We start from the raw sequence: 26,468 nt of genomic DNA on the forward strand, positions 1-26,468 counted from the left end.
AATATAACGTGCTAACCCCATTTTAAGAACACTAATAATGACAAAAATTAAAAATATAATTTATTCAAGTGTCGGTATTGCTTTACTAGGTGCTTGTTCTGCTACACAAACGACAAATTCTGCGGCCAATAATGAAAAGGCTGCTAATTTTCCGACACAAACAGTTTCACAAAAGCAAAACCAGATTTCGGAGGCTGCAAAAGTTGAACTTTCTTTAAAGAAAATTATGTCTGATCCCGACTGGTTAGGACGTGAGCCTGAAAACGCATTCTGGCATGCAGATGGCTCAACCATAGGTTATTACCGTAAGCAAACCGGCAGCCCAATACGCGACCTCTTTATCGCCCAGCCAAATACTTCAGGTAACGGTGAAAAGGTTGCTTTATCTGATATTCATCGCTACGAGTACGATGAAATCATCAGTGATAAAGACATGGATTTCGTTGCATGGCTATTTGAAGGCAACATTTTTGTTCAATTTTCCAATGATAAATCGGTACGTCAATTAACGAAAAGTATCGATGGGGCACGGAATCTGCAGTTCTACAATCAAGATGGCGTTTCCTTTCAACGCGGAAATAGTTTCTATACAGTCAACGTAAAAACGGGGATGCAGGAACAAAAGCTATCTTGGCATTTCGCTGATGAGTATAAACCGGTCGCTGAGCCCGAAGATTATATTGCAGAAGAACAAATAAAGCTTATCGATTACGTCAAATTACAGCGAAAGAACCGCCTGTTGCGTGATGAAAATGAAAAAAGTTTAAAGAAGCAAAACTCGAGCTTAATGAACGCAAGCTTCTATTTTTCAGAGGAGCATCGTACCGTTCTTGCTAGCTTATCGCCCAATGGCAAATGGGCTGTTGTAGCGACAACGGAAAATAAGCCTGGCAGTAATGATACCGACATCATGCCTGATTATATTGAAGAGAATGGCCGCATTAAAGCGCAGCGCGTAAGGCAGCGTGTTGCTGACGCTAAGCCTATTGAACATGACATTTGGCTTCTTAATCTTCAGTCTGGCGAAAAAACACTATTAGATTACAAAGTATTGCCAGGATACAACGAAGATGTTTTGGCCGATGTAAAACGAGAAAATGCAGAAGCAGAAGGCAAAACTTATCAAGAGAATCGTTTACCTCGTGAAATCGGATTACTATTTGATTGGTATGCTACAGAACCTCCAGTTAAATGGCATGATAACAGCGATAAAGTTGCCTTGATGCTTGAAGCTTGGGATAACAAAGATCGTTGGATCACGACTGTCGATGTAGATAATAAAGTTTTTGAAACCCAGCATAGAATGCATGATCCTGCTTGGGTCAATTATCGATTCAATGAATTTGGCTGGTTTGATGAAGCAGAAACACTCTATCTATTATCTGAAGAGTCTGGCTACTCACAACTTTATACGAAACCACTGAATGGAAAGCTAAAAGCAATTACACAGGGCAATTTTGTAGTAGATAATGTCGTTCTTTCAAAAGACGACAGCTACTTTTATTATAAAGCTAACAAGAAACACCCGGGCATCTATGAAATTTATCGGGTCGCTTCAGATGCAAGCCAATCAGAAGCGCTGACTGACTTAAACGGTATGACAGATTTTAAATTGTCACCGGATGAATCAAGCTTGTTGTTGACGCACTCGAAACTAGTGATGCCGCCTGAATTGTATACTCTAAGCTTGGACTCTGATGCAGCCGAACCGACCAAAATAACTAGTACGGTTAGCGAAGAGTTCTTGAGTATTAATTGGACTTCGCCTTCTATCGTTGCTGTGAAATCAAGCCATACGGATCAGCCCATTTACTCCAGAGTCTATGCCCCACAAGGTCCGGCAAGTGAAAAGCACAGAGCTGTTATTTTTAATCATGGTGCTGGTTATTTACAGAATTCACATTTAGGCTGGTCAGGCTACTTTAGAGAGTTCATGTTCCACAGTTTCCTTGTTTCCCAAGGTTACGTTGTGATGGATATGGATTATCGCGCATCCTCTGGTTACGGAAGAGATTGGAGAACAGCTATTTATCGCCAGATGGGTACGCCTGAAGTGCAGGACTTAAAAGATGGTGTAGAGTGGTTGGTAAACAACGCAAATGTAGATCGCGAGAGAATAGGGACCTATGGTGGTTCATATGGCGGCTTTATGACCTTTATGGCATTGTTTACTGAGCCAGACTTATTCCAAGCGGGCGCTGCATTACGTCCTGTATCAGATTGGGCGCATTACAACGATCCTTACACCTCAAACATACTCAATCGCCCAGATGTTGACCCAATAGCGTATGAACGCAGTTCACCCATTTACTTCGCAGATGGATTAACGAAACCACTACTAATAAACGCACCTATGGTTGATGACAACGTATTCTTCGTTGATGTTGTGAGATTAGTACAAATCCTAATCGAAAAAGAGAAAGAGAATTTTGAGACTGCTATTTATCCTATTGAACCTCATGGCTTTGTACAACCAAGTTCATGGTTAGATGAATATCGTCGAATTTATAAGTTGTTTGAAGAGAACCTTTAGTTAGCTATTTAGTCTTCGCGTTCTCGTGCTAGCTTTGATAAGCGTTATCAAAGCTACGAGCTGATTGAAGGAAACTGAGAACGAAATTGTATCAATGTGCCCAAGTCATATTAATACAATTAAGATAAACAAATAAAAAGGCATTAGCTTGTTAAGTTGATGCCTTTTTTTTCATAAGTCGTCTTTGAATCAAGCTGAGTAAGCCGATTGCTAAGCCGAGGATGGCGCCGTACAAATGACTATCTACAGCCACATTGGCATCTATGAGATCGGGCATTAAACTACCAGCGCCATTAATTTGTTCATTACCCACCTTCAAGACAAGGCCAATTAAGAGTAACCATCCACTAAGTAATTTATTCTCTAAATCGCTGATACACCCCCAAGCAAAAACGCCATGTATGGCGCCTGAGAGTCCTACGTACCATGTAATATCAGGAGCGAAAAAGTTAATGCATAAGGACAACAAAATGCACAAGATAAAAAACTTACTTAAATAGGACCGAACTTCATAGTCGTCACCATGCAAGGCCCATAAAAGAAGCAAGCCCATAAGGTTAAATAAAATATGCACAAAGTTTGTATGTAGAAAATGACCAGTGAGTAGTTGGTAGTAGTTTCCTTGTTCCCACCACGTATGCTCAAGCGCAAAATACTGAGAGCTTAAAGGTTCAAATACAAACGCAATAATACTAATGAGAGCAACAATGAGAGGCCCTAAGTATTGATTTGGACGAGTGGGGAACTTCATCATATGAAAGGAGCTTTTTTATAATAGATTATTTTGATGGTATCTTATCATTAGAAAACAACAATGCACTTACATAATCTGGTAAATTAAGTTCTTATATCAATTCAATAAGAGGTAATTAAGTCGCATGTTAAACGTGAGTCGTGAAAACGCAATACTCAGTATAGAAATTTGTCGTCCAGATAAAAAGAATGCTTTGGTTCCTCAAATGTACCATGACATGGCACTAGCGCTGGAGTCAGCTGATTCTGCTGATATAAAAGCGGTGCTTATTAAAGGAAGTCATGGATGCTTCACGGCAGGTAATGATATCGCTGACTTTATGTCAAAGAATGAGGACAAAGACATTAAAGATACCTATCGTTTCATGATGTCTTTAGTCAATTGCCCAGTGCCAGTAGTCGCTCAAGTTGAAGGATTAGCCATTGGAATTGGTACGACATTGCTGTTGCACTGTGACTTTGTGTATTGTGATGAAAATGCGAAGTTCGCTATGCCTTTTATTAATCTAGGGTTGGTTCCTGAATATGCCTCAAGCTACATATTGCCTCGTATTTCTGGCAACTTAAAAGCTGCAGAATTGCTTTTGTTAGGGGAAACCTTTGATGCTGAAAAAGCATATGAGTGTGGTATAGTTTCGAAAGTTGTTAGTTCAGAAGAGTTGCCCAATTTGATTTCGCAAACCTTAACTAAATTAGTAGATAAACCAAAAATGGCCTTGGTGCAATCAAAAGCCTTATTGCGAAATCAAAAGGACGATATTGAAAAACATATTTTGCTTGAATTAGAGGTGTTTGCCAAAGCAATGGTAAGCGAACCGGCGAAGGAAGCTTTTTCAGCCTTTCTAGAAAAAAGACCAGTAAACAAGCACTTATTCAAATAACTATTTTTTCTAATAGTAGTTTTAGAATTTGTCTTCGTTTCAAAGGTGTTATCGCTTGCCTCATAAACAGCTAAAGAAAATAAAAGAAATTATTGTAAACAAACAGGTATTCAATGAAAAAATTAGTTCTCGCTACACTGTGCCTTGCTACATTAAGCGCAATGACTTTTACAACATTTGCTCAAACAGCCAATCCGGTGAGAGAGGATCGTGAGCCAGAAGCAGATACGGGTAGAATAACGAAGCAAGCATTTGAGGCTTCACAATATATGGTTGTCGCAGCCAACCCGTACGCCTCTTGGGCTGGAAAGAATATTTTAGAGAAGGGCGGCTCAGCAATCGACGCTGCAGTTGCCATTCAAGCAATGTTAACCCTTGTAGAGCCTCAATCTTCTGGCATAGGAGGCGGCGCATTCATCCTTTATTGGGATAACAAAAACAAGAAATTACATACATTTGATGGCCGTGAAACTGCGCCGCAAAAAGCGAGTTCATTTATTTTTATGGAAGACGGCGAGCCAATGCGCTGGATAGATGCTGTTGTTGGTGGCAAATCTGTTGGAGTACCTGGCGTTCTGAAAGCGCTTGATATGGCACACAAAGAGTTTGGTAAATTAAAGTGGAATGAATTATTTGTCGATGCAATCACTACGTCAAAGCAAGGATTTACAGTTTCCCCTCGCTTAGAAAGACTGTTGTCACTAAACGTGCATCCTGGTTTGAACAATTTTGTTAAAACACAAAACTACTTCAAACCCAATGGTAATCACCTCAAGCAAGGCTTAACCAAGAAAAATGAGCAGTTAGCGAGCGTCCTTCTCAATATTGCTAATGAAGGGACTGATTACTTTTATAAAGGTGAGTTGGCTGAAAAAATAGCGGTGGCAGCGCGAACGGCTATCATTAATCCTGGTGTGTTAACAGCTGAAGATCTTGCAAACTATGAGGCAAAGAAACGAGCGCCAGTGTGCGGTAATTACAGAACCAAGAAGATTTGTGGAATGGCACCACCAAGCTCAGGTGGCATCACTGTCTATCAAATATTGAAAATGTTAGAGCAGTACGACCTGGAAAAATATGGTGCAAACAGTAAAGAATTTATTCATCTATTCGCACAATCTAGTTCTTTAGCATATGCCGATAGAAGTGAGTATATAGCGGATACGGACTTTACAAACTTACCAGCGGTATCTCTGATCAATTCTGCTTATCTATCCCAACGTTCTCAATTTGTTGGTTTGGATAAACCCTTCGTGAAAGCCGAAGCCGGCAAACCTTATATCAATGCTATGGTTGGTGAAGATCATACGCCTGAATTACCTAGTACAAGCCATTTCTCAATTGTTGATAAAGAGGGCAATGCGGTTTCCATGACGACTAGCGTTGAATTTATGTTTGGTTCTGGAGTGATGGTTGAAGGATTTCTTTTAAATAATCAACTGACAGATTTTTCTTTGTCGCCGTCTAAGAATGGCTTTAAAGCACTAAATAGTGTCGAGCCCAATAAACGCCCTCGTAGTTCAATGAGCCCAACGATGGTATTCGATGAAGAAGGGAACTTGGAGTTGATCATTGGTTCGCCCGGCGGCAGTAGAATTATTGATTATGTTGCCCAAACAATTATAAACGTCGTTGATTTTGACATGGATATTCAACAGGCTATCAATGCACCCAGAGTAACTAATCGAAATGACTACACAGCATTGGAAAAAGGCTCGTCGCTTGTGGACTTGAAAGAAGAACTAGAAAAGATAGGCCATAATGTCCGAATACTTGATTTAAATAGTGGTTTGCACGGTATTCAGTATAAGGATGGCAAATTGGTTGGTGGTGCAGATCCTAGAAGAGAAGGTATTGCAGTTGGCCTTTAGTCAAAAAATATAATGCTTTTAATAACATACAGCCCTTTATCTAAGGGCTGTATTTGATACACCAACTATCTTCCAGTCACCAGACTCTCTGATCATCGAAATTGTTTTTAGTTGAATAATTTTTTTATGGTTGTAAGTACCGATAATTTTAACGTCTACCGTCGCTTCTTTTTTAAATTCAGTCATGCCTTGAAAACCGCCAGAGACTGGCTCTACTGTCATTTCAGTTAAACGTAAATTCAAAATGTGACGCTGTACACCACTATTGGTATGGTATGACTTCAACAAGCGCGCGAATTTGTCGGAAGACATCTCAATTGCCGAATCTAATGTTTTATCTTCGTAAACAGCCATAATGAAGGCAAGCGCTGCATATTGAGGAGTATCGTCACTCATCATGCCATAACGACCTGCTTTGATCTCTCTCTCTGGCTTACTACAAGCTGTCACTGTTAAGGCAATAAGACATAACAGGATAACTTTACAAACTTTATTCATTTTTTGCCGCTACCATAATAATTCATAGAATTACAAATAATGCTGTTTTCACTATCAATTTAGACAGTAAATCAGGCTTAATTGAAATATTTTCACATAGTGTGTTTCTTTATCGGCAAAAAGTAAAGGGACTGTAAAGTCCCTTTGTTTAGTAGTGTAGAAATTTGTAACGAATCCTGAATCAAGCCCAAGCTTTATTTTGGGCTTAGCATTCTAGTTCTTCAATTATTGAACTTCTTCCAGCTCAGAAAACTCACCAGCAAAAAGTGGACTACTTAAGTAACGCTCAGTACCACTAGCAAGCAAGACAACTACAATTTTGTCTTTGTTTTCTGGTCTTTCTGCATAGCGCTTCGCAGCTACGACGGCCGCACCTGAGGAAATACCGGCTAAGATGCCTTCTTCTTTCATTAAGCGATTTGCCATATCCATCGTTTCTTCATTAGTCACTTGTTCAACTTCATCAATTAACGATAAATCCAAGTTGCCTGGAATAAAGCCAGCACCAATGCCTTGGATCTTATGAGGACCAGGAGTAAGCTCTTGACCAGCTTTAGCTTGGCTTATCACTGGACTATCTGTAGGCTCTACAGCGACAGTCGTGATAGCTTTACCTTTTGTATTCTTAATATATCTGCTTACGCCGGTAATAGTGCCGCCTGTACCAACACCCGCAATGAAAGCATCTACTTTACCATCTGTATCTTCCCAAATCTCTGGGCCAGTCGTTTTCTCATGAATTTCTGGGTTGGCAGGGTTTTCGAACTGGTTAAGAGGCACATATTTACCAGGTGATGCATCCATCAATTCCTGAACTTTCGCTACAGCACCCTTCATACCCTTTGGAGCTTCAGTTAAAACCAAGTTAGCGCCCAATGCTTTTAATAACTTTCTGCGCTCTAAACTCATGCTGCTAGGCATTGTCAAAGTCAACTTATAACCGCGAGAAGCTGCGACAAAGGCTAATGCTATGCCAGTGTTACCGCTGGTTGCTTCAATAAGTTCTTTGCCTTCAGTCAATAAACCTTTCTTTTCGGCATCCCAAATCATATTGGCGCCAATGCGGCATTTAATACTAAAGCTAGGGTTGCGAGATTCAATTTTTGCGTATACGTTACCGCCCGTTACTCGATTGAGTCTTACTAATGGAGTACGGCCGATGGCAAGTGAGTGGTCGTCAAACGTTTTCATGCTAGTTCCTTAATTAGACAATCATGGCGAATTCACTTCTCATTATTGTTTATTTTTAAAAACAACTATCACCGAGAGTTACGCATCGCTATTATTAATCTTTAGTGTTCTGTTAGTTATAAAACTTTTACAGTAGTAGAGTATGCGCAAATATAAAAAAACAAAGTGCTTTTTTGCTATATGTTATTTTATATTTCACTTAAAAACCAAAAACACAGCCTGAGGGATAATATGGGGTTTACTGGAACCAAGAATTATATTGCAAGCAAAGAGCTGCAGCTAGCGGTTAAAGCGGCAATGACATTAGAAAAGCCACTACTTATTAAAGGTGAGCCAGGCACTGGCAAAACCATGTTGGCTGAAGAGCTTTCAAGTGCATTGGGTACAGATTTATTGCAATGGCATATCAAATCAACAACTAAAGCTCAGCAAGGACTGTATGAATATGATGCAGTTTCGCGCCTCAGAGATTCTCAATTAGGAGATGATAGGGTTCATGACATCAGTAATTACATTGTCAAAGGGAAGTTGTGGCAGGCATTTACAGCTGAAAAACGACCTGTTTTGCTGATTGATGAAATTGACAAGGCAGATATTGAGTTCCCAAACGACTTGTTGCTCGAACTCGATAAGATGGAGTTTTTTGTATACGAAACGCAGGAACGTATTGTTGCGAAGCAAAGACCTATCGTGATTATTACTTCCAATAATGAAAAAGAACTGCCTGATGCGTTTTTACGCCGCTGTTTTTTCCATTACATCCAATTCCCTGAACGAGAAGAAATGACGCAGATTGTTGATGTGCATTTTCCTAATATTAAGAAAGACTTGTTAGACAAAGCGCTAACTTCATTCTTTCAAATAAGAGAGGTGAGTGGCATCAAGAAGAAGCCATCAACATCTGAGCTTATTGATTGGATCAAATTATTGGTCGCTGATGATATTCCCGCATCTGTATTACAAGACAATGATGCAAAGAATGCATTACCACCTTTATATGGTGCGTTGCTTAAGAATGAACAAGACATTCACCTGTTTGAAAAACTGATGTTCATGGCTCGTCGTTAATGTTAATTGATTTCTTCTTTAAATTACGCGAATACCGTTTAAAGACGAGTATCACAGAGTTACTTGATTTGGTAAATGCACTCGAACACGATGTTGTGTTTGCCGATATCGAAGGCTTTTATTTTTTGGCGCGCACCGTTCTGGTTAAAGATGAGAACCAATACGACAAGTTTGATAGAGCATTTGCAGACTATTTTAAAGGCGTGCAATCAATTGATCTTTTTGACAAGGAAATTCCAGAAGAGTGGCTACGCTCAGAAATGGAAAAGTACTTAAGTGAAGAGGAGAAACAGAAACTTGAAGCGCTAGGTGGACTTGATAAGTTAATGGAAACGCTTCAAGAGCGTTTAAAAGAGCAAGAAAAACGTCATGAAGGCGGTAATAAATGGATTGGAACTGGCGGTACTTCTCCCTTCGGTGCGAATGGGCATAATCCAGAAGGCGTGCGAATTGGTCAGAACAAGAACCGTAATTTCTCGGCGGTAAAGGTATGGGATAAACGTCAGTTCAAAAACCTTTCAAGTGATGTCGAGATTGGCACCCGCAACATTAAAGTCGCCTTACGTAGATTACGCAAGTTTGCACGAACAGGTGCGAGCGAAGAGTTGGATGTTAATGACACCATAAGTTCGACTGCTAAGAACGCCGGATACTTGGACCTTAAAATGACACCAGAAAGGCACAATGCGATTAAGCTCTTGTTGTTTTTCGATGTAGGTGGCTCAATGGATGCGCACATTAAACGCTGTGAAGAATTGTTTTCTGCGGTGCATACTGAATTCAAGCATATTGAATTTTTCTATTTCCATAACTGTATTTATGAAGGTGTTTGGAAAGACAATCAACGCCGTGGTCAACAAACTATCGATATTTACCAGATAATTCATAAGTATGGCGCTGATTACAAACTGATTTTCGTAGGTGATGCGACGATGGGGCCCTATGAAATCACCTACCCAGGCGGTAGTGTCGAACATTGGAATGAAGAGCCCGGCTCAGTCTGGATGCAACGACTTCTTAATCACTTTGAGCATGCGGTGTGGTTGAATCCACAACCAAAACAATATTGGCATTACCATGCCTCTTTGCAAATAATGCAAGACTTGATGAATAATCGAATGTTTCCCTTAACAGTCGATGGCCTAACAGAATCTATAAAGACATTATTGAAAAAAGCCTAAGCATGACAATTAATCAGCGTAAAGAGTCGCCTTCTCGTTGCATGTTGGCAAAGGAAGGAAGTATCATTGGCTGCCTTAAAAATTGGGAAATAAAATGTTAAAAAGACTCAATAAATATATCAGCGATTCTGGCTTTTGTTCACGCCGCGAAGCCGATGCCTTAATTGAAAAGGGTAGTGTACAAGTAAATGGTAAAATACCTGAATTGGGCACAAAAATAGGGGCAGATGACAAAGTCACCGTAAATGGCAAACTCATAAAAGCGGTTGCACAGGATAAAGCTGATCGAGTCTATCTTGCTTACAACAAACCTGTTGGAATTACCTGTACGACGGAAAGAAAAGTTCAAGGTAACATTATCGACGCAATCGGTTTTCCGACTAGAATATTCCCTATTGGACGCTTAGATAAACCCTCGGAAGGATTGATTTTATTGACCAGCGACGGTGATATTGTAAATAAGATCCTTAGAGCTGAGAATGCTCACGAAAAGCTTTACAGAGTTGTAGTTAACAGAGTCGTCACTGACGATTTTATTAGCAAAATGTCATCAGGTGTGCCCATACTCGATACAGTTACAAAGCCATGTACAGTTAGAAGAGCAGGGAAGTTTGGATTTGATATCATTCTTACACAAGGCTTGAATCGTCAGATACGCAGGATGTGTGAATACTTAGGCTACGAAGTCACCCGATTAACTCGCAAACGAATTATGCATATCGATTTAAGCGGCATAAAACCGGGGCAATATCGGCATTTGACCGATGCTGAAATGATAGAGATGAATAAAGCACTCGAAGGTTCGACAAAAACCTATCAAGGAAACCACTAATAATCTTCCGCTTAGCTTTATTTAACTTTTCTGAAGCAGGTACTAACGATCTAAGTAATGGTTGAGCTTAACCAAACGTTGGGGCAAGAACTCAAACGCTGTGTCATAACCCATCTTATATAGAGACTGCTTTTGTTGAACGCTTAAATTAAAATCAACTGCAGAGAAGTTTTCTGTATTCACCACTATGGTATTTTGCCAAAATTGTTCGTGCACATACTCTCTTGAAAGTGCCGTCATAAATGTTCTAATCAGCATATTAAGGTATTGAGCGATAGGTACCCAACTTTTCTTGAATTCCTGGATTTCTAGCTGCTCACTTTTCAGTCTAAAGCAGATTACATCTGTACCATCTTTAGCCCAATCTTGATGTAGCGCATCTTCAGATAAAATCGCGCCATCAACTAGTATGTGATGACGATAGGATTTGAAACTAAAGAGTAAAGGTATAGACATCGAATATCTGACGGCCAATGAGATTTTCATGTCAGGACAATTTTCTTTATTGAATATTACTGGACCGCCACCATTCACGTCAGTCGCCAATATGCTTAAGTTCTTGTCTATCTGAGCGAATGTTTTCCCGTTTAAATGATGGTCCATCCATGCCTCGAATGTATTACCTGAACTCAAACCACCTTGAGTAAATAAGCGTAATAATGAGAAACCTTTGAATTTCCTAAAATCGGTCTCTTCAGCTAAATTACTTATGTCTTTTATGCTCATACCGGCACAATAGAGCGAGCAAACAATTGAGCCACCAGAAACACCCACTATATGGTCAAAGTCAATGTTAAGGTCTTTTATGGCGTTTAAGATGCCAATATGCGCGGAGAGTCGAGTACCACCACCTGAAAATATCGGAACTATTTTGTTCATAATAAATTTATCAAATGCCCAAGTTAACACTATTAAATTTGTATCTGCCAATTGCTTTAATATTAAACAATTAACAAACTCTAATGATAGTAGACTTAATTATTGATAGGTACAATGTTAAAAATAAGAGAGACTTAGATCGTGAATATCGGAAAAGTGATATTTTTGAATTCAAACGAATAAATCCGAAACTGCAGTGTTTGTTGCTAAATATACCGCTTAACATCGAGCGCAACTCGCTTCTGAATTACACTAACTCGCCAAAACATTAATACAGCCGCACAACTCAAGCCAGAAATGAAGCCTATCCAGAAGCCTTTTGCTTCCATTACAGGGAAGAACCAGTCTGTTAGACCCAGAATAATGCCGACGGGAAGCCCCACAAGCCAGTAAGAAATAAAGCTGAGTAACAACATTGCTCTGGTGTCTTTGTATCCGCGTAAAGCATTGGCCGATACAACTTGAATACCATCACTGAATTGGAACAATGCTGCAAAAAACAGTAGGCCAGATGCCATTGAAATAACTTCACGATTTTCAGTATATAAAGCTGAAATTTCAGTGCTTAAAATGACGGTGAGCGTTGCGGTAAGAACTGAAATCAGTATTGAAATGAACAAAGCACAATAAACAGATATTTTGGCACTCATAGCATCTTCTTTGCCAACGGAGTAACCAATACGGATAGCGACGGCCATGCCGATACTCATGGGTAACATGAACATTAATGAGGAAAAGTTCAGTGCAATTTGATGTGATGCCACCACTTCAGCACCAAAACGTGCAAGTAGCAATGCAACGACACCAAACAAGGTCACTTCAAAAACAATAGTAAAGGCGATAGGTAAGCCTATTTTTAGTTGGCTTAACTGTAGGTCTAATCTTGGCCAATGAAAACGAGCAAATAATTCGTATTTCTTCAGCTTCTTAGCCAGCATCATATAGATGAGGGTAACGAATGCCATGACATAGATTACAAGCAGAGTTGCAAGACCGCATCCGGCACCACCTAATTCTGGTAGCCCAAACAAGCCATTGATAAAGATATAATTCGCTGGAATATTAACTAGCAAGCCCGCAAACATAATGATCATGGTAGGGCGAGTGCTCGACAAGCCTTCGCAGCAATTTCTTAAGCTCTGATACAAGGCAAATCCAGGCGCTGCAAATAGAATATAAACAATGTAGTCCACAGTAATTGTGCGAACATCAACTTCCATCTCAACATTGGCTAACAGCGGGGCAACAACGAAAACAAATAGAAGGGCAATTACGCTTAAAATTAATGAGAGCCATATGCATTGATGAAGTGCATTGGCGACTTTACTGTCTTGATTGCTACCTTGCAAACGACTAATAATCGGAGATAAGCCTAAGGTTACACCTTGAATGAACATGAGAACAGGCATAGTGATGCTAAAACCAACAGCAACCGCAGCCATATCTGTATAACTGTAGCGCCCAGCCATAATAGTATCTGAAACGCCCATTAATGTTTGTGTCACTTGGGCGATCAGAAGTGGCCAAGCTAATGTCAGCAGCGATTTCATTTCCTTTACAAAGGCTTGTTTCGTGATTGTCTGGCTCAAGGTCATGATTCAATGAAAAAATTTCGCAGATCCTATCACACTCTGCGTTTAAACAAGAGCCAGTATTTGTACATTTTAGCTACATAGCTGCATTAATCACTTAAGCTTGTAAAAGTTGTTTTGTTAACGTTGTTTGTATTTGCCTCGAACGCGCCTAAGCGCGATGAGGAACAGGCCTGATATCAGTGACCAACTTAACGAGCCACCACCCGAATCGCCGCCTCCAGAACTACCGCCACCAGTACTCGGCGCTGCTGTTACTTGAATACTGACGTTTTGCACTATTTCATTAATGCCATCCGTTGCGCGCACTTGAATATTTATTGTGGTCGGGCTTGATGGAGCTGTACGAGTGAGCGATGAACCTGACTGTCCGTCGATGGTAACGGTTACAGTATCGCCCTCAGGATCGCTTGTGGTCACACTTATTGTATAGCTTTGACCTGCCGTTACGGAAGTTGGAGCAGATACCGTCATTGTAGGTGCGTCATTGTTATTAATTAGCAAACTAACGCTCGCAGAATCACTATTTCCCTGAGGATCACTTACGGTAACTTCAAGTACGACAGTTTCTTGAACGTCGACATTAGGAGCTGTAAAACTAAGTGCAGATGAACCTGCATTCGCTAGATTTCCAGTAGGCCCACTAACTTGTATCCATTCATAAGTAAGCGTTTCATTATTTGGATCGCTTGCAACAGCAATTATCTCGATGCTTTGGGTTTCTGTGAGTTCCAGCGCACTAGGTTCAATGGTCACAGTTGGAGGAGAATCAAGTTGAATAGGTGTCGACAAAACAGAAGATTCAACCTGTGCTGCTTGGATATTAGTAAGGTCAGACGTAATAGCAAAGGAAAGATCATCCTCTGAAATATTTGAGCTTGGTATTAAATCAAAGGTAATAATCTGATCTTCAGATTCGCTTGTTTGTTTTGTTATATTCCAATTCACTTCATTAGCAGAGATAGCGCCTCCTTGACTTACAGAGTTTGCGTCTAAGCTGAAGCCATTTGGGATGGGCAGGGTGATGTCATAATTACGATTTTCTGGTGATGAGCTACCTTTCACTAATATTTGAAATTGAGTGTTTTCGCCAGTATTAATAAAGCTTGAGGTAGAACGTAGTTCAACATCTTGTTCTCCTTTTACAAGGTTAACTCGCGTTGTTCCAGATGCGTCATTATCTGCATTACTACCAAAGGCAACTAGACCATAATAGCGTTCATCCTCCAGGGTCGTCTCTAGATCCCAATTGGCTCTCATTTCAAAAGGTGTTCCATTTGAAACGCTAGAGGGAACACTGAAAGAAAGCGAAGAATTGTTTTCACTCGGTGCAACGGCTGCATAGAACAGGGTAAATGAGTCTGCTTGTCCACTCCCAGAACTCTCATAATTTTGTACCAACACCCAATATTTGCCTTCTGAAAACTGCGTAACATCAATGTATTCCACAGCGCCGGAAGTCGTGCTACTCGCAAGCACTTCACTTTCTTGAGGTATGTTGTCTTGGTTTGCATCAAACACTAAATATAAGTCGATGTCAGAGGCTGAACTCTCAGTTGTTTGTGCCACAATTCGTTGATGGTTATTGTTAATATCAAATTCAAACAGCAATACTCCTTCGTCAATGTTGTCAAAGGCTGCATCAGGTGTCGGATCTTGGTTAATGTTCTGATTTATTTGTATCGCTTTAGTAAACCCAAGAGTCGTCGCTCTAAACGAAGATTGTGTTTGGCTCTCTATATTTTTAACTAGATATGAATCAGCAAGGCGGTTTGCTTCAATAGTTAGTAGCTCGGGAATATTTCCTGCAGTTGGAAACGCGGATACGGGTAAATGCAATTCAGGTTGGCCATTGGATGTCATCGTGACAGCGCCAAACTGCCATTCTGCGTTACTTGCATTGCTTACATCAATGCTTACACTGATCGTTTGGTTCTCTCCTGCATTCAAACTAAAGGAGCTAGGGGAGACTGAAATTTGAATACCGTCAGATATATTTTGAGTGTTTATATTCCACGTTGCTGTTTTCGTAGCAGTAAATGTTCTACTCCATGAGCATGTATTCGCACATTGATTGTCTGTGATACTGGGCAAATTTAGCGCACGAGGCTCTCCACCTTGTGTAGGATTCGCGCTTGCATAATTAGAATCGGTTTCATTCATGATCAAACCCACGGCAATCGCTTTATCGACTTGCACTCTTCCTGAGCCTGAGTCAAACCAATCGGCATTTGTCGTCCCATCTTCTTTTTTGACTGTTCTAGAAGCTGTCATAGCAAGGGCAGAACGAATGTTATCAGGCGACCATGTTGGTTGTGCTGCTTTTAAAAGCGCTGCAGCACCTGCAACGTGTGGACTCGACATGGAAGTACCTGACAAATAGTTGTAATCACCGGCAGCGGGTTCATGGCCATCGTGACCGAACTGCTGATCTGCGTAGGCAGCGTAAATTTGTACGCCAGGCGCACCGATCATGGGTGTCAATGTGCTAATGCTTGAATTCGGACCTTTTGAAGAGAAGCTGGCTAATACGTCTTCGCGGGACGGATCAATAACAAGTTCTCCGGATGAAGCAGTAATAGTTGCAACGTGATCACTGCCTTGTGCTAACCAATTGCGAAGTAAATTTGCTTGTGCAGCTTGGATATGAATACCAGGGACTACATATTGATCAGCGGCTAAATTGTTTGCGCCACCTTGAATATTAGCAAGAACATAGCCAGATGCGCCGCCATCTCTTACGTTAACTGCTTTTTGTATTCGAGCAATCTCACCGCGGTCACACACAACTATTTGACCACTGAACGTTCCTGCAGGGAAGGGCTCTAAACATTGAGCAGGATCGTTATTCGGGTCGTTTGGATTAGCAAAATCACCCGCGTAAACAATCGGAGCGGTGATCCCGCCAGAATTACTGGTGCCTGCTAACGTGCCTAAGTTTGAGTTTCCACCAGAGAAATTAGTTAAGAACTTTGTGTAACTGACCGAGCGGCCATGCTCTGATGCAGCGACAGCTGTGTACCAAGGGGCATGCTTACTTGTACTGCCTGCATCAGGGCCACTGTTGCCTGCAGAAGTCGCTACGAATATACCCGCATTTCGTGCTGCTAAAAACGCGAGTTCAGTTGAGCTTTCCCAAGGTTGATTGCCACCACTGATTGAATAGTTGATAACATCAACTTGGTCTTGAATCGCATCTTCAATTGCTGCATTAATGGCTGCACCGGAACAATCTCCATAGGTGTCACCCGCATCTGAGCGGCCGCCCCAACATACTTGATAACTAATGATGTTTGAACGAGGCGCAACCCCAGAAATTCTAGGGAAAGTGAAACCAGAAGCTACTCCGTCGCTTTCTGTCGCTCCAAATTCCGGTAAGCTCTCTGCAACATTCAGTAATATATTTCCAGCGACCGTTCCTGCCACGTGTGAACCATGTCCACCATAATCTTCGCCATTTCGGGGTAAGTCTACTGGGAATACATCTGTGTCTTGATATTCATCGGTGATCACCGGATAGCTATAAACACCAATTAATTTGCTATTGCATAAACTGGCAAAACCGTTGGCGCAATCGCCTAAATAGACGTTTGCTCCTAATGGATTTGTGTGCACATAACCGTCACCTGAAACTGCTGCGAACGAAGGGTGGTCGGTGTTTATACCTGAATCAATAATGCCAACAACGACGCCTTCACCGAAGGTCCCGACACCACTGTCTTGGGCAGTGCCGTCCCAGACTTCAGGAGCACCAATTAAGCTAGGGCCAGTGTCGGTGTCTAGCTTGTATAGCTGATCTTTTTCAACTTTAAGGACGCCGGGTATCTTTGAAATCTCAAGCGCTTGTTGCTGAGTGACTTTTATAGCCATGCCATTAAACGCTAATTTATATGAAAAAATAGGCTTAATTGATGTTACTTCTTTCGCAACCGTTGATAAGAACGATTCGTGCTTGTTACTCAAGTATTGTAAGTATGCTTGCACTTTTGATGACTCAAGCTTAAGTTTTGGCTGGACAGTCCCTGGATCCGCTTTATCACTTTTCAAACCGCCATGTAATGCAAGTGGCGCGTCAGCTAACTGAACAATATATATATGTTCTCCTGCCGCATCTTCATTACGAAACTTGAATTCGGTGCTTGATACAAATCGATTTATTCTGTTTTTTATCTCGAGTTCTTGACTAAGATAACTTTTTTGTTCAGAGGTGGCTTTTAAAGCTTTTGATACAAGCGCATTAGCCATGAACGTACTTGTTGTTAGCGCCGTTAATACAGCAAACTTGATTTTGTTATTCAACTGAACCTCCGAAGGAAAATGAGTCAACTCGATTGACAAACTTACCATTGATAAAATTACCACTGATAAATACTTTGATACGTAAATTCTCAAATAAGTTTCAAAACTATCTAATTTATAAGTTTTTATCTTAACTTTTATCCTAACTTTTTATCCTGCCAAAGGAGTTTGTTACACAAGTTCATCGGCATACAGTAGACTAACTTGAAAAGTCCTTATCAATTAGGGTTTGGCATGAAAGTCCGTGTATTTTAAGCACTGTAAAACCTTCCTTTACAGCCTGTTTTTATTTTACGCTAAATTAGCAAATATTTAACAAATAGGATGATTCATTCAATATTTGCTGAGAAAGAGGCTGGAATTAATTTGTCATTTGCAAAATAGGAATAAATTAGCAAAACAGAACAGACAAACCTTCACTATTATATACTCAGTAAATTAACACTAATGGAATGTTGAAAATGCAAGACAGAAATCACCTTTCTAATGTACAAGCAACAAATAACGTTTCCTTAATCGAAAACGGTCTCATCGATATACCGATGTTGCAACTACTTGATGAAAACGGACAAGAAACTAATAAAAAAGAAAGTCCTGACATTGATGAAGTAACAGCTAAAAAAATAGCATCCACAATGCAATACATCCGTTTGCTTGATGAACGTATGGTTGGTGCTCAACGACAAGGCAGAATCAGCTTTTACCTTGCGTGCACCGGAGAAGAAGCGGCTACTGTTGGTAGTGCTGCCGCTTTGTCACCGAACGACATGATCATGTCTCAATATAGAGAACAAGGTGCACTCGCTTATCGTGGTTACACGACTGAACAATTCATGAACCAGATGTTTAGTAACGAGCTCGACCCGAACAAAGGCCGACAAATGCCAGTTCATTACGGTGATAAAAAACTCAACTTTATGACTGTTTCTTCGCCGCTAGGTACTCAGATCCCACAAGCTGCTGGTTATGCCTATGGGCAGAAAATGGCAGGGAACGACGCTGTTACCATTTGTTATTTTGGTGAAGGCGCTGCGTCTGAAGGTGATTTTCATGCAGGTGTAAATATGGCTGCGGTTCTGAACTGCCCGACAATATTCTTCTGTAGAAATAATGGTTACGCTATTTCAACGCCAGCCTCAGAGCAATTTAAAGGTGATGGTATCGCCTCTCGAGGAATTGGTTACGGAGTTAAAACAATTCGCGTCGATGGTAATGATGTACTTGCTGTATTCGCTGCGACAAAACTCGCTCGCGAAATCGCATTAGCCGAAAATTGCCCTGTTTTGATTGAGGCAATGACTTATCGTTTAGCAGCACATTCTACTTCAGATGACCCAAGTGGTTACCGTTCTAAAAATGAAGAAGAGAAATGGCGCGCAAAAGATCCAATTGAGCGTTATACCAAGTGGTTAGATGGTAAAGGTTGGTTCGATAAGAAAGCGACTGATGAATTCTTAGATAAGTCACGCGCTGAAATATTAGCGGCAGTGAAGAAAGCTGAAAAAGTATCTGTTGCTCCAATTGAAGATATTATTGAAGACGTATATGACACACCACCGTGGCATCTAAAACAACAACTTACTGATTTGAAGGCTCATATTTCAAAGTATCCTGAGCACTATCCTAAAACATCTGGGAGAGTAAAATAATGGCGCAAATGAATTTATTGCAAGCGATTAACAGCGCACTTATTACCGCAATGACCGATGACGAAAAAGTCATGGTATTTGGTGAAGACGTTGGTCATTTCGGTGGTGTATTTAGAGCAACTAGTAACTTACAAGAGAAATTTGGTAAAGGTCGCTGCTTTAATACTCCCCTAACTGAGCAGGGTATTATCGGTTTCGCCAACGGTTTGGCTTCACAGGGCTCTGTGCCAGTCGCAGAAATTCAATTCGGTGATTATATTTTTCCGGCCTTTGACCAAATAGTGAATGAAACAGCTAAGTGGCGCTATCGTTCAGGTGGCCAATTTACTTGCGGTACTTTAACAATTAGAACGCCTTATGGCGGCGGCATTGCGGGCGGACTGTATCACTCACAGTCACCTGAAGCATTCTTTGCCCATATTCCAGGCATGAAAATAGTTATTCCTCGCAACCCTAAGCAAGCGAAAGGTTTGTTATTGTCCTCTATTAGAGACGACAACCCCGTGTTGTTTATGGAGCCTAAAAAGCTTTACAGAGCTTCAGTTGGCGATGTTCCTGAAGAAGATTATGAACTTCCATTAGGCAAAGCTGATCTAGTTAAAGAAGGTAAGGATATTACTTTGCTAGCTTGGGGCGCCCAAGTAGAAATTATCGAGAAAGCAGCAGCAATGGCTGAAGAGATAGGTGTTTCATGTGAAGTCATCGATTTACAAAGCATTTTGCCTTGGGATGTAGAAGCCGTATGTGAATCAGTTTGCAAGACAGGTCGTCTGCTTATTAACCATGAAGCGCCATTAACGGGTGGCTTTGCCAGTGAAATAGCAGCAACAGTGCAAGAAAGATGCTTCTTGTATTTGGAATCACCAATCGCTCGTGTTTGCGGCCTTGATACACCGTATCCTTTGGCGCATGAGAAAGAATATATGCCTGATCACTTAAAAACGTTTGAAGCTATCAAACGCACTATGGATTACTAGGAGGCAATAATGAATGAATTTATATTGCCTGATATAGGCGAAGGTATTGTCGAGTGTGAATTGTTGGAGTGGTTGGTTAAAGAAGGCGATGTTATCGTTGAGGACCAACCTGTTGCTGAGGTAATGACCGATAAAGCGACCGTTCAAATTCCAGCAATGCATAATGGTGTAGTTCGAAAACTACATTACAAAGAAGGTGACATTGCGAAAGTTCATGCTCCCTTGTTTGCGATGGACATAGAAGGTGAAGCGAATACTGAGTCAAGGTCTGAAGTATCAGTACCTGAAGAGTCGGTATCTGAGGTTGTTGTGACTAACACTCAAACAAATACCTCGACCGCAGAAACAATTGAGGCATTCATCTTACCTGATATAGGCGAAGGTATTGTTGAATGTGAAATAGTGAAATGGTGTATTCAAGAAGGTGACACTGTTGAAGAAGACCAAGTTGTCGTTGAAGTAATGACCGACAAAGCGGTGGTAGAAATACCTGCGAAATATCAAGGTAAAGTAGTTAAGCTGCATTATCAACAAGGTGATATTGCGCAAGTTCACACTCCGTTGTTTGATCAACTCATTGTTTCCGATGCTGCTGTAACTAACAATGGCGCAACTGTGTCCAATAATGTAACGAAAGTAACAGTAGAGACTAATCAGACAGTTGAACAAGTAAGTGAAGAGGATACTCCAGCTGCTAACCGTGCCAAAGCACTGGCTAGCCCAGCGGTTCGCAGAATAGCACGTGAATATAAAATCAATATTGCAAACGTAACTGGCTCTGGTAAAAAAGGCCGCGTTTTAAAGCAAGATATCGAAGCTTATGTGCAAGGTAAAAATACGGATCCTCAATCTTCTGCCCAAAACTCGGCTAAAGCATCTTCAATGCCTAGCACTAATGCATCGAAGGCATCGAGTTCGAGTGCAACTGAAGGCGAAGTGAGTCAAGTCATTCCTATGCGTGGCATTAAAGCTGCAATGGCGAAGCAAATGATGGCAAGTGTTAGCACCATTCCGCACTTCAGTGTGTCGGATGAACTAATAATGGATAATCTTATTTCATTAAGAAGCCAGCTTAAACCTGAATTTGAAAAGCAAGGTGTGAAGTTAAGCTTTATGCCGTTCTTCATTAAATCACTATCGTTAGCACTGAAGTCATTCCCTGAGATCAACTCTCGTCTAACGAAGGATGAGTCAGAACTTCATTACTTAACATCGCATAATATTGGTATGGCGGTCGATTCGAAAATTGGTTTACTTGTACCAAACATCAAAAATGTACAAAATTTATCTCTATTTGAAGTGGCACAAGAATGCGATCGTATTGTTAGCGCAGCACGCGAAGGTAAGCTTTCTAATGCGGACTTGAGCAACGGTACAATTAGTATTTCGAATATTGGTGTACTTGGTGGTATGTCTGCGACGCCTGTGATTAACAAGCCAGAAGTCGCGATTGTTGCATTGGGTAAAACTCAAAAGTTACCTAGATTTAATGATGAGGGTGAAGTTGTAGCTCAAAACATCATGATGCTTAGTTGGTCGGGCGATCACCGTGTTATTGACGGTGCTACGATGGTTCGATTCAATAATTTATGGATGAGTTATTTGCAGTCGCCTGAAAAAATGTTGGTACATTTGAAGTAAGACTATTTAACTTCGGGTCTAACATTGTAATATAGACCCAACATCGTGTTTTATAAGCCCGCTTTGTGCGGGCTTTTTATTTTAAAAGTGAGATATTTAGTGCTCAGTTATCAACATTCGTTTCACGCCGGAAATCATGCCGATGTGCTCAAGCATCTTACTTTGGTCGCGGTACTTGAACGTTTAAATATAAAAACGAAACCTTATTTTTATCTCGATACTCATGCAGGCGAAGGCATTTATAGCTTAGAGTCATCGCAAGCGCTAATGAATGCAGAGGCAGATTCTGGCGTAGTACAATTGAGTCAAACACTTCAAGATTCAATGAACGAAGCAAGCAAAAGTTCAGATTTAATCCGCTGCTACTTGAGCATTGTCGATAAGTATTCAGAAAAGACGCAATATCCAGGTTCACCAATGGTAGCTGCCTCGTTAATAAGACAAGGCGATAAAGCCTTTGCTGCCGAGTTGCACCCACAAGCATTTGAAGCATTGAAGCAAAATTGCCGTCGAAGTGGCGTAAAAGCACAACATCGTGATGGCTTCGATATGTTAAACGCAATGCTACCACCAACACCAAATCGAGGGGCTGTATTAATTGATCCGCCTTACGAATCTAAAACTGAATATCAAGATGTGATAGATGAGCTTTCAAAAGCAGTTAAACGCTGGCCAATTGGCATCTATATGGTTTGGTATCCTTTGTTATCAGCAACAAGAATAGATCGAAAGTCTGATGAAATTGTTGATAATCCTAAAGCTACGTTGAGTGAAAAGATGCTGTCCCACTTGGCTTCATTAAACGTCAAGTCGGTGCTAAATGTGCAGTTTTGCAACGAAAAGCCTTCAGAGAATGTAGGCATGTACGGTTCAGGTATGTGTATTCTGAACCCTCCATGGCAACTAGAGCAGGATTTAAACGCTATAATAGAGACTTTGCAGCAAAGTTTAGTTAAGGATGGCAATCAACTTTCAAAGGTTCAGTGGTTAAAAACAGAATAATGCAACAGCCCCAACTTAAACATTTCTACATACCAGATGACCAGTCAGTTTATTTGCTGTCCCATAAAGACGCAAAAAAACTTAAGAATTGGTTTGGTCTGTGTATTTCTCAACTTAAAAAGTTAGGCTATACCGATATAGAAATGATAGGTAAGGGGGCATTTGGTTTTGCGTTTGCTGGCACAGATAAACAAGGTGAGGAACTTGTTTTTAAATTTTCACGCGTCACTTTGCCTCAGCATATTCAAGATCGACTAGAAGAAGAAGCGTTTATGCAGGGCTTAGTCGACCACCCGAATGTGCCCAAGTTAATTGAGTTTCAACGGATCAAGAGGCAATCTATCTTAGTGATGGGAAGAGCGCCAGGCGAGGACTTAGAAAAATATTCTTTGCGTGTTGGCCCATTGCCTCCTCGAATTATTGTCAAAATAACCATCCAGATATGTGAAATTCTTAATTTCCTCAGAGAATTTCAACAGAACGGTGTATTCAAACCGATAGTGCATGGCGATATTAAACCTTCAAATCTTGTTTGGGATGAGATTAACGAACAAGTTTCTCTTATCGATTGGGGTTCATGCGTATTTGCACAAATAGATCCCTCAGGTCAAACCATCACAACAAATGTGATGGATCTGATGTCTTCGGATCTGCAACAAACGAATGCGCGATTGGGTGACGTTTACTTTATTGGTGATGATCAACTTAACGGGAAGCTATCGAGCCCTAGGTTTGATGAACAAGGATTGGCAAGCACTGTGTATGCACTCGCGTCTGGACAGGGCTCAAGATATGGCCGAAAAGCAATTCCCCCTGATTCACTCGGTTTACCTATTGAGTTTGCGAAGGTACTAACAGCTTTGATGAGTGAAGATCCAAGTGAACGTAATTTGGGTGGTGATTACTTATTAAATAACTACCCACGATTTAAACACTTAGTGTTCAGTGAAGACCAAAAACCGGAGTATGCGTGTTTAGTGCCTACGTGGGTTCATCAAGAAATAAAAGACATTGAAACAGTCGTTTACAGCTCAAGAAAATCCTATTTAAGGCAGCAAAAGGGTTTAAATTTATCTGATTTGCACTATATCGATGATGCACAATTTGAACGTTACTATAAGAATTACCTGCAAGGGATGGGCGAAACTGAGAAAGGCTTTATTGCTGCGGTAAGTCGACTTGGCAAATATCCCGTCGTTGGTGGACTAGCGATCCGTTGGGAAGAAGAAGGTATTTTTGTTGACTCTAGCTTGAATTTATATGATCCGAGCTTGCAATTATCATTTGATCGCAGTGTCGATAACGTGATTAACTTAGCTCGTTCAATTAAGCGTAAAGGTGTATTCAAAAGCTGTATGTTTAACGCGAAAAACACATTGCACGTGGAACGCGTAACCGACAAAAAGCCTTTTATACCGCACCCTAAGATGCAAATACCGTATGAGCTTAGTAAAACATCCTTGGCTGAAAATGAAAGTAGAATGCATTCGTATTTTGAAGATGGTGAAGACCCAGATGAGTTGCTTAAGCTACCCGACTCATTGATGTCAAAAATAAAAAGCTTAAACGCAATACATCACACGGGCTGCATCATTTTCGAAGCCTTACCAAAGCATTTGAAGGTACATAATTATTACACATTGCTGGATCATGCAATGGAACTAGAGTTTAAAAGTTTACTTAAAGAAATAATCGACTTGATACCAAAAATTGATGGGATTGGCATTTCAGGATTTATGAAACTTCCATATAAAGACACGCGTTTTTTTAAACATCAAGAGAAAATGGTACAGAAGTTTTATCCAAGAAATCCCAAACATATCGAACATCATTAGTTAAATGCAGTTTGCAGAAGTGAGGTTACATTGTCAGACATAAGATTAGAATCGTTATTCGAAATGGAAAAAATTGAGCAAGGCTTATACCGCGGGCAAACCTGGGACTTAGGTTTTGGCGCAGTATTTGGTGGCCAAGTTCTAGGGCAAGCCATCGCGTCCGCTTACAATACGGTTGACGAAGAGCGAATGATACACTCATTACATTCTTATTTTCTTTTGCCTGGTGACGCGAAAAAGCCAGTTATTTATGATATCGAGAACATGCGTGACGGTCGCAGTTTCTCAACGAGGCGAGTGAAGGCAATACAGAATGGTCGGACGATATTTGAAATGACGGCTTCATTTCAAAAACCCGAATCAGGTTTAAGCCACCAATTTGCAGATATGTCTCAAGTGCCACCACCTGAAGAACTACCACAGGACATACGATTCTTTGAGGATAACTACGATAAGTTGTCTGAAAAAATGAAGGAATCCTTGAGTTATCATCGCCCAGTAGACATCCGAACAGTCGGGCCTGCAAACGCTTACAAGGCCGAAAAGCATGAGCCTAAGCGAGCAATGTGGATGAAGTCCAGAGATAAACTTCCGGGATCGCAACAATTGCATCAAGCATCGTTAGCGTATGCATCGGACTATAATTTTTTAAGTACTTCGCTTCAGCCTCATGGGATAGTTGCCCACGATAAGTCCTTAAAAATAGCAACCATTGACCACGCGATGTGGTTTCACAAGCCATTTAAATTTGATGATTGGTTGCTATACGAAATGGAAAGTCCTTTTAGCGGTGCTAGCCGAGGCTTGGTGCAAGGGAAGATTTTTGACCAGCACGGTGTTCTAGTTGCGACCACAGTGCAAGAAGGCTTAATGCGTCAGGTTGTGAAAGACTAACCATAAAATATTGCTGTATTTACTAGCTGGGATGCGGGTAATTTGTAGTATGAAGGTGTCTATGCTGAGCCTGAAGCATTAAATGTGAGAAGAAGTCGGCTATATTTGAACATAAGGAGTAGAACATGATTTATCAGTTAGGTAGTGACAAAGTAACATTAGGTGAAAATGCTTATGTTGCCCCTGGCGCTCATGTTATTGGGAAAGTCGCTTTACAGAAAAATTCAAGTGTATGGTTCAATGCCGTTCTTCGTGGAGACTGTGAGCTTATTGATGTGGGTGAGGGCAGTAACGTGCAAGATGGTTCAATCTTACATACGGATTATGGTTTTCCTATGAGTATCGGTAAGGGTGTCACGATCGGTCATAAGGTTATGTTGCATGGCTGTACGGTAGGTGACTTTTCTCTTATTGGTATTAACGCAGTCGTCTTAAATGGTGCAAAGATTGGCCATCACTGTGTTATTGGGGCTAACGCGCTTGTTACTGAGGGGATGGAAATTCCTGATTACAGCGTTGTCATGGGTTCACCAGCTAAAATTGTAAAAACTATTAAACCAGAACAGGCTGATATGTTAGAGAAGTCTGCTGCTCACTATCAAGAAAATGCTAAGCGTTTTCAGCTAGACTTAAAAGAGCAAGAAGCTTAAAAGTATTTTGCTCCCGTCAATTAATCAGAGCTACTAGTCATTTACTCAGCGCTACTAAGTTAAGTTTTGAATTTTTGCACCCTTTAGAAATAAAAAGGCCCGGAACAATCGTTCCAGGCTTAGGGGAATGGCTCATTTCTGAGCCGTGCGCTAACTTTTACCGCAGACATTGTGTTTAGGTCTAAACACGTAAAACATATCTTTAGTACAACATCCATATTTTGGGAGAAGCGTTTTACAAA

General features: G+C 40.8%; 19 protein-coding genes. 13 read left to right on the top strand and 6 right to left on the bottom strand.

Translation table 11 applies throughout. From position 1 onward, the window contains the following. Positions 1-37 precede the first annotated feature (37 nt). Positions 38-2,533 carry a prolyl oligopeptidase family serine peptidase gene (locus ACKLNX_RS02460; RefSeq protein WP_412971102.1) on the top strand — a complete coding sequence of 832 codons (2,496 nt, stop codon included), beginning with the start codon at positions 38-40 and terminating at the stop codon, positions 2,531-2,533. Positions 2,534-2,684: 151 nt separating this feature from the next. On the opposite strand, the gene rrtA is transcribed toward ACKLNX_RS02460, so the two are convergent. Continuing rightward, positions 2,685-3,287, bottom strand: coding sequence for a rhombosortase (rrtA, locus tag ACKLNX_RS02465; RefSeq protein WP_412971103.1), 603 nt, complete (start codon positions 3,285-3,287; stop codon positions 2,685-2,687). A gap of 124 nt (positions 3,288-3,411) precedes the next feature. Here rrtA and ACKLNX_RS02470 point away from each other — a divergent pair, with 124 nt between their 5' ends. Further along, complete coding sequence (locus ACKLNX_RS02470; RefSeq protein WP_411694705.1) at positions 3,412-4,167, top strand: enoyl-CoA hydratase-related protein; 756 nt, start codon at positions 3,412-3,414, stop codon at positions 4,165-4,167. Between the two features lie 113 nt (positions 4,168-4,280). Next, positions 4,281-6,038 carry a gamma-glutamyltransferase gene (gene ggt / locus ACKLNX_RS02475; RefSeq protein ID WP_411694704.1) on the top strand — a complete coding sequence of 586 codons (1,758 nt, stop codon included), beginning with the start codon at positions 4,281-4,283 and terminating at the stop codon, positions 6,036-6,038. A gap of 36 nt (positions 6,039-6,074) precedes the next feature. Here ggt and ACKLNX_RS02480 read toward each other — a convergent pair whose 3' ends face one another. Together ACKLNX_RS02480 and cysK are read right to left on the bottom strand one after the other, a co-directional pair. Then, positions 6,075-6,536, bottom strand: a complete 462-nt coding sequence (locus ACKLNX_RS02480; protein WP_411694703.1) for a hypothetical protein — start codon at positions 6,534-6,536, stop codon at positions 6,075-6,077. Between the two features lie 225 nt (positions 6,537-6,761). Further along, positions 6,762-7,727 carry a cysteine synthase A gene (gene cysK / locus ACKLNX_RS02485; protein WP_411694702.1) on the bottom strand — a complete coding sequence of 322 codons (966 nt, stop codon included), beginning with the start codon at positions 7,725-7,727 and terminating at the stop codon, positions 6,762-6,764. Positions 7,728-7,958: 231 nt separating this feature from the next. Between cysK and ACKLNX_RS02490 the strand changes: the two genes are divergently transcribed. From ACKLNX_RS02490 to ACKLNX_RS02500, 3 genes are all read left to right on the top strand, one after another. Further along, a complete protein-coding gene (locus ACKLNX_RS02490) occupies positions 7,959-8,795 on the top strand; it encodes an AAA family ATPase (RefSeq protein ID WP_411694823.1) in 837 nt (278 codons plus the stop codon). Next, positions 8,795-9,976 carry a vWA domain-containing protein gene (locus ACKLNX_RS02495; protein WP_412971104.1) on the top strand — a complete coding sequence of 394 codons (1,182 nt, stop codon included), beginning with the start codon at positions 8,795-8,797 and terminating at the stop codon, positions 9,974-9,976. The genes ACKLNX_RS02490 and ACKLNX_RS02495 overlap by 1 nt, the downstream gene beginning before the upstream one ends. A gap of 94 nt (positions 9,977-10,070) precedes the next feature. Next, positions 10,071-10,808: a pseudouridine synthase gene (locus ACKLNX_RS02500; protein WP_412971105.1), complete on the top strand. Its 738-nt coding sequence runs from the start codon at positions 10,071-10,073 to the stop codon at positions 10,806-10,808. Positions 10,809-10,850: 42 nt separating this feature from the next. On the opposite strand, the gene ACKLNX_RS02505 is transcribed toward ACKLNX_RS02500, so the two are convergent. The 3 genes from ACKLNX_RS02505 to ACKLNX_RS02515 all read right to left on the bottom strand — a co-directional run bounded on the left by ACKLNX_RS02505 (position 10,851) and on the right by ACKLNX_RS02515 (position 17,578). After that, a complete protein-coding gene (locus tag ACKLNX_RS02505) occupies positions 10,851-11,687 on the bottom strand; it encodes a patatin-like phospholipase family protein (protein ID WP_412971106.1) in 837 nt (278 codons plus the stop codon). Positions 11,688-11,893: 206 nt separating this feature from the next. Then, positions 11,894-13,237 (bottom strand): MATE family efflux transporter, encoded by a 1,344-nt coding sequence (locus tag ACKLNX_RS02510; RefSeq protein ID WP_411694698.1) that lies wholly within the window; start codon positions 13,235-13,237, stop codon positions 11,894-11,896. Positions 13,238-13,399: 162 nt separating this feature from the next. Next, positions 13,400-17,578 (bottom strand): S8 family serine peptidase, encoded by a 4,179-nt coding sequence (locus ACKLNX_RS02515; RefSeq protein ID WP_412971107.1) that lies wholly within the window; start codon positions 17,576-17,578, stop codon positions 13,400-13,402. Between the two features lie 461 nt (positions 17,579-18,039). Here ACKLNX_RS02515 and ACKLNX_RS02520 point away from each other — a divergent pair, with 461 nt between their 5' ends. From ACKLNX_RS02520 to ACKLNX_RS02550, 7 genes are all read left to right on the top strand, one after another. Further along, positions 18,040-19,227 carry a thiamine pyrophosphate-dependent dehydrogenase E1 component subunit alpha gene (locus tag ACKLNX_RS02520; protein ID WP_411694696.1) on the top strand — a complete coding sequence of 396 codons (1,188 nt, stop codon included), beginning with the start codon at positions 18,040-18,042 and terminating at the stop codon, positions 19,225-19,227. Further along, positions 19,227-20,204: an alpha-ketoacid dehydrogenase subunit beta gene (locus ACKLNX_RS02525; protein ID WP_412971108.1), complete on the top strand. Its 978-nt coding sequence runs from the start codon at positions 19,227-19,229 to the stop codon at positions 20,202-20,204. The genes ACKLNX_RS02520 and ACKLNX_RS02525 overlap by 1 nt, the downstream gene beginning before the upstream one ends. Positions 20,205-20,210: 6 nt before the next feature. Beyond that, positions 20,211-21,845, top strand: coding sequence for a dihydrolipoyllysine-residue acetyltransferase (locus tag ACKLNX_RS02530; RefSeq protein WP_412971118.1), 1,635 nt, complete (start codon positions 20,211-20,213; stop codon positions 21,843-21,845). A 99-nt stretch (positions 21,846-21,944) separates the two neighbouring features. Continuing rightward, entirely contained in the window at positions 21,945-22,847 is a 903-nt protein-coding gene (locus ACKLNX_RS02535; protein WP_412971109.1) for a 23S rRNA (adenine(2030)-N(6))-methyltransferase RlmJ, read from the top strand. Beyond that, positions 22,847-24,682, top strand: coding sequence for a protein kinase domain-containing protein (locus ACKLNX_RS02540; protein WP_411694693.1), 1,836 nt, complete (start codon positions 22,847-22,849; stop codon positions 24,680-24,682). Before ACKLNX_RS02535 ends, ACKLNX_RS02540 begins: the two co-directional genes overlap by 1 nt. A gap of 30 nt (positions 24,683-24,712) precedes the next feature. Beyond that, on the top strand, positions 24,713-25,576 hold the full coding sequence (tesB, locus tag ACKLNX_RS02545; protein WP_411694692.1) for an acyl-CoA thioesterase II: 864 nt from the start codon (positions 24,713-24,715) through the stop codon (positions 25,574-25,576). A 125-nt stretch (positions 25,577-25,701) separates the two neighbouring features. After that, positions 25,702-26,226, top strand: a complete 525-nt coding sequence (locus ACKLNX_RS02550; protein WP_411694691.1) for a gamma carbonic anhydrase family protein — start codon at positions 25,702-25,704, stop codon at positions 26,224-26,226. Positions 26,227-26,468 lie beyond the last annotated feature (242 nt).

The sequence above is a fragment of the Glaciecola sp. MF2-115 genome, assembly GCF_047250385.1.
Classification (GTDB): domain Bacteria; phylum Pseudomonadota; class Gammaproteobacteria; order Enterobacterales; family Alteromonadaceae; genus Glaciecola.

Excerpts from the sequence above, each read along its gene's own strand:
- ACKLNX_RS02505 (WP_412971106.1), bottom strand. The coding sequence starts at position 11,687 with ATGAACAAAATAGTTCCGATATTTTCAGGTGGTGGTACTCGACTCTCC.
- ACKLNX_RS02550 (WP_411694691.1), top strand. The coding sequence starts at position 25,702 with ATGATTTATCAGTTAGGTAGTGACAAAGTAACATTAGGTGAAAATGCT.
- cysK (WP_411694702.1), bottom strand. The coding sequence starts at position 7,727 with ATGAAAACGTTTGACGACCACTCACTTGCCATCGGCCGTACTCCATTA.
- ACKLNX_RS02460 (WP_412971102.1), top strand. The coding sequence starts at position 38 with ATGACAAAAATTAAAAATATAATTTATTCAAGTGTCGGTATTGCTTTA.
- ACKLNX_RS02470 (WP_411694705.1), top strand. The coding sequence starts at position 3,412 with ATGTTAAACGTGAGTCGTGAAAACGCAATACTCAGTATAGAAATTTGT.
- ACKLNX_RS02540 (WP_411694693.1), top strand. The coding sequence starts at position 22,847 with ATGCAACAGCCCCAACTTAAACATTTCTACATACCAGATGACCAGTCA.
- ACKLNX_RS02500 (WP_412971105.1), top strand. The coding sequence starts at position 10,071 with ATGTTAAAAAGACTCAATAAATATATCAGCGATTCTGGCTTTTGTTCA.
- ACKLNX_RS02490 (WP_411694823.1), top strand. The coding sequence starts at position 7,959 with ATGGGGTTTACTGGAACCAAGAATTATATTGCAAGCAAAGAGCTGCAG.
- ACKLNX_RS02525 (WP_412971108.1), top strand. The coding sequence starts at position 19,227 with ATGGCGCAAATGAATTTATTGCAAGCGATTAACAGCGCACTTATTACC.
- ACKLNX_RS02510 (WP_411694698.1), bottom strand. The coding sequence starts at position 13,237 with ATGAAATCGCTGCTGACATTAGCTTGGCCACTTCTGATCGCCCAAGTG.
- ACKLNX_RS02495 (WP_412971104.1), top strand. The coding sequence starts at position 8,795 with ATGTTAATTGATTTCTTCTTTAAATTACGCGAATACCGTTTAAAGACG.
- ggt (WP_411694704.1), top strand. The coding sequence starts at position 4,281 with ATGAAAAAATTAGTTCTCGCTACACTGTGCCTTGCTACATTAAGCGCA.
- ACKLNX_RS02520 (WP_411694696.1), top strand. The coding sequence starts at position 18,040 with ATGCAAGACAGAAATCACCTTTCTAATGTACAAGCAACAAATAACGTT.
- rrtA (WP_412971103.1), bottom strand. The coding sequence starts at position 3,287 with ATGATGAAGTTCCCCACTCGTCCAAATCAATACTTAGGGCCTCTCATT.
- ACKLNX_RS02480 (WP_411694703.1), bottom strand. The coding sequence starts at position 6,536 with ATGAATAAAGTTTGTAAAGTTATCCTGTTATGTCTTATTGCCTTAACA.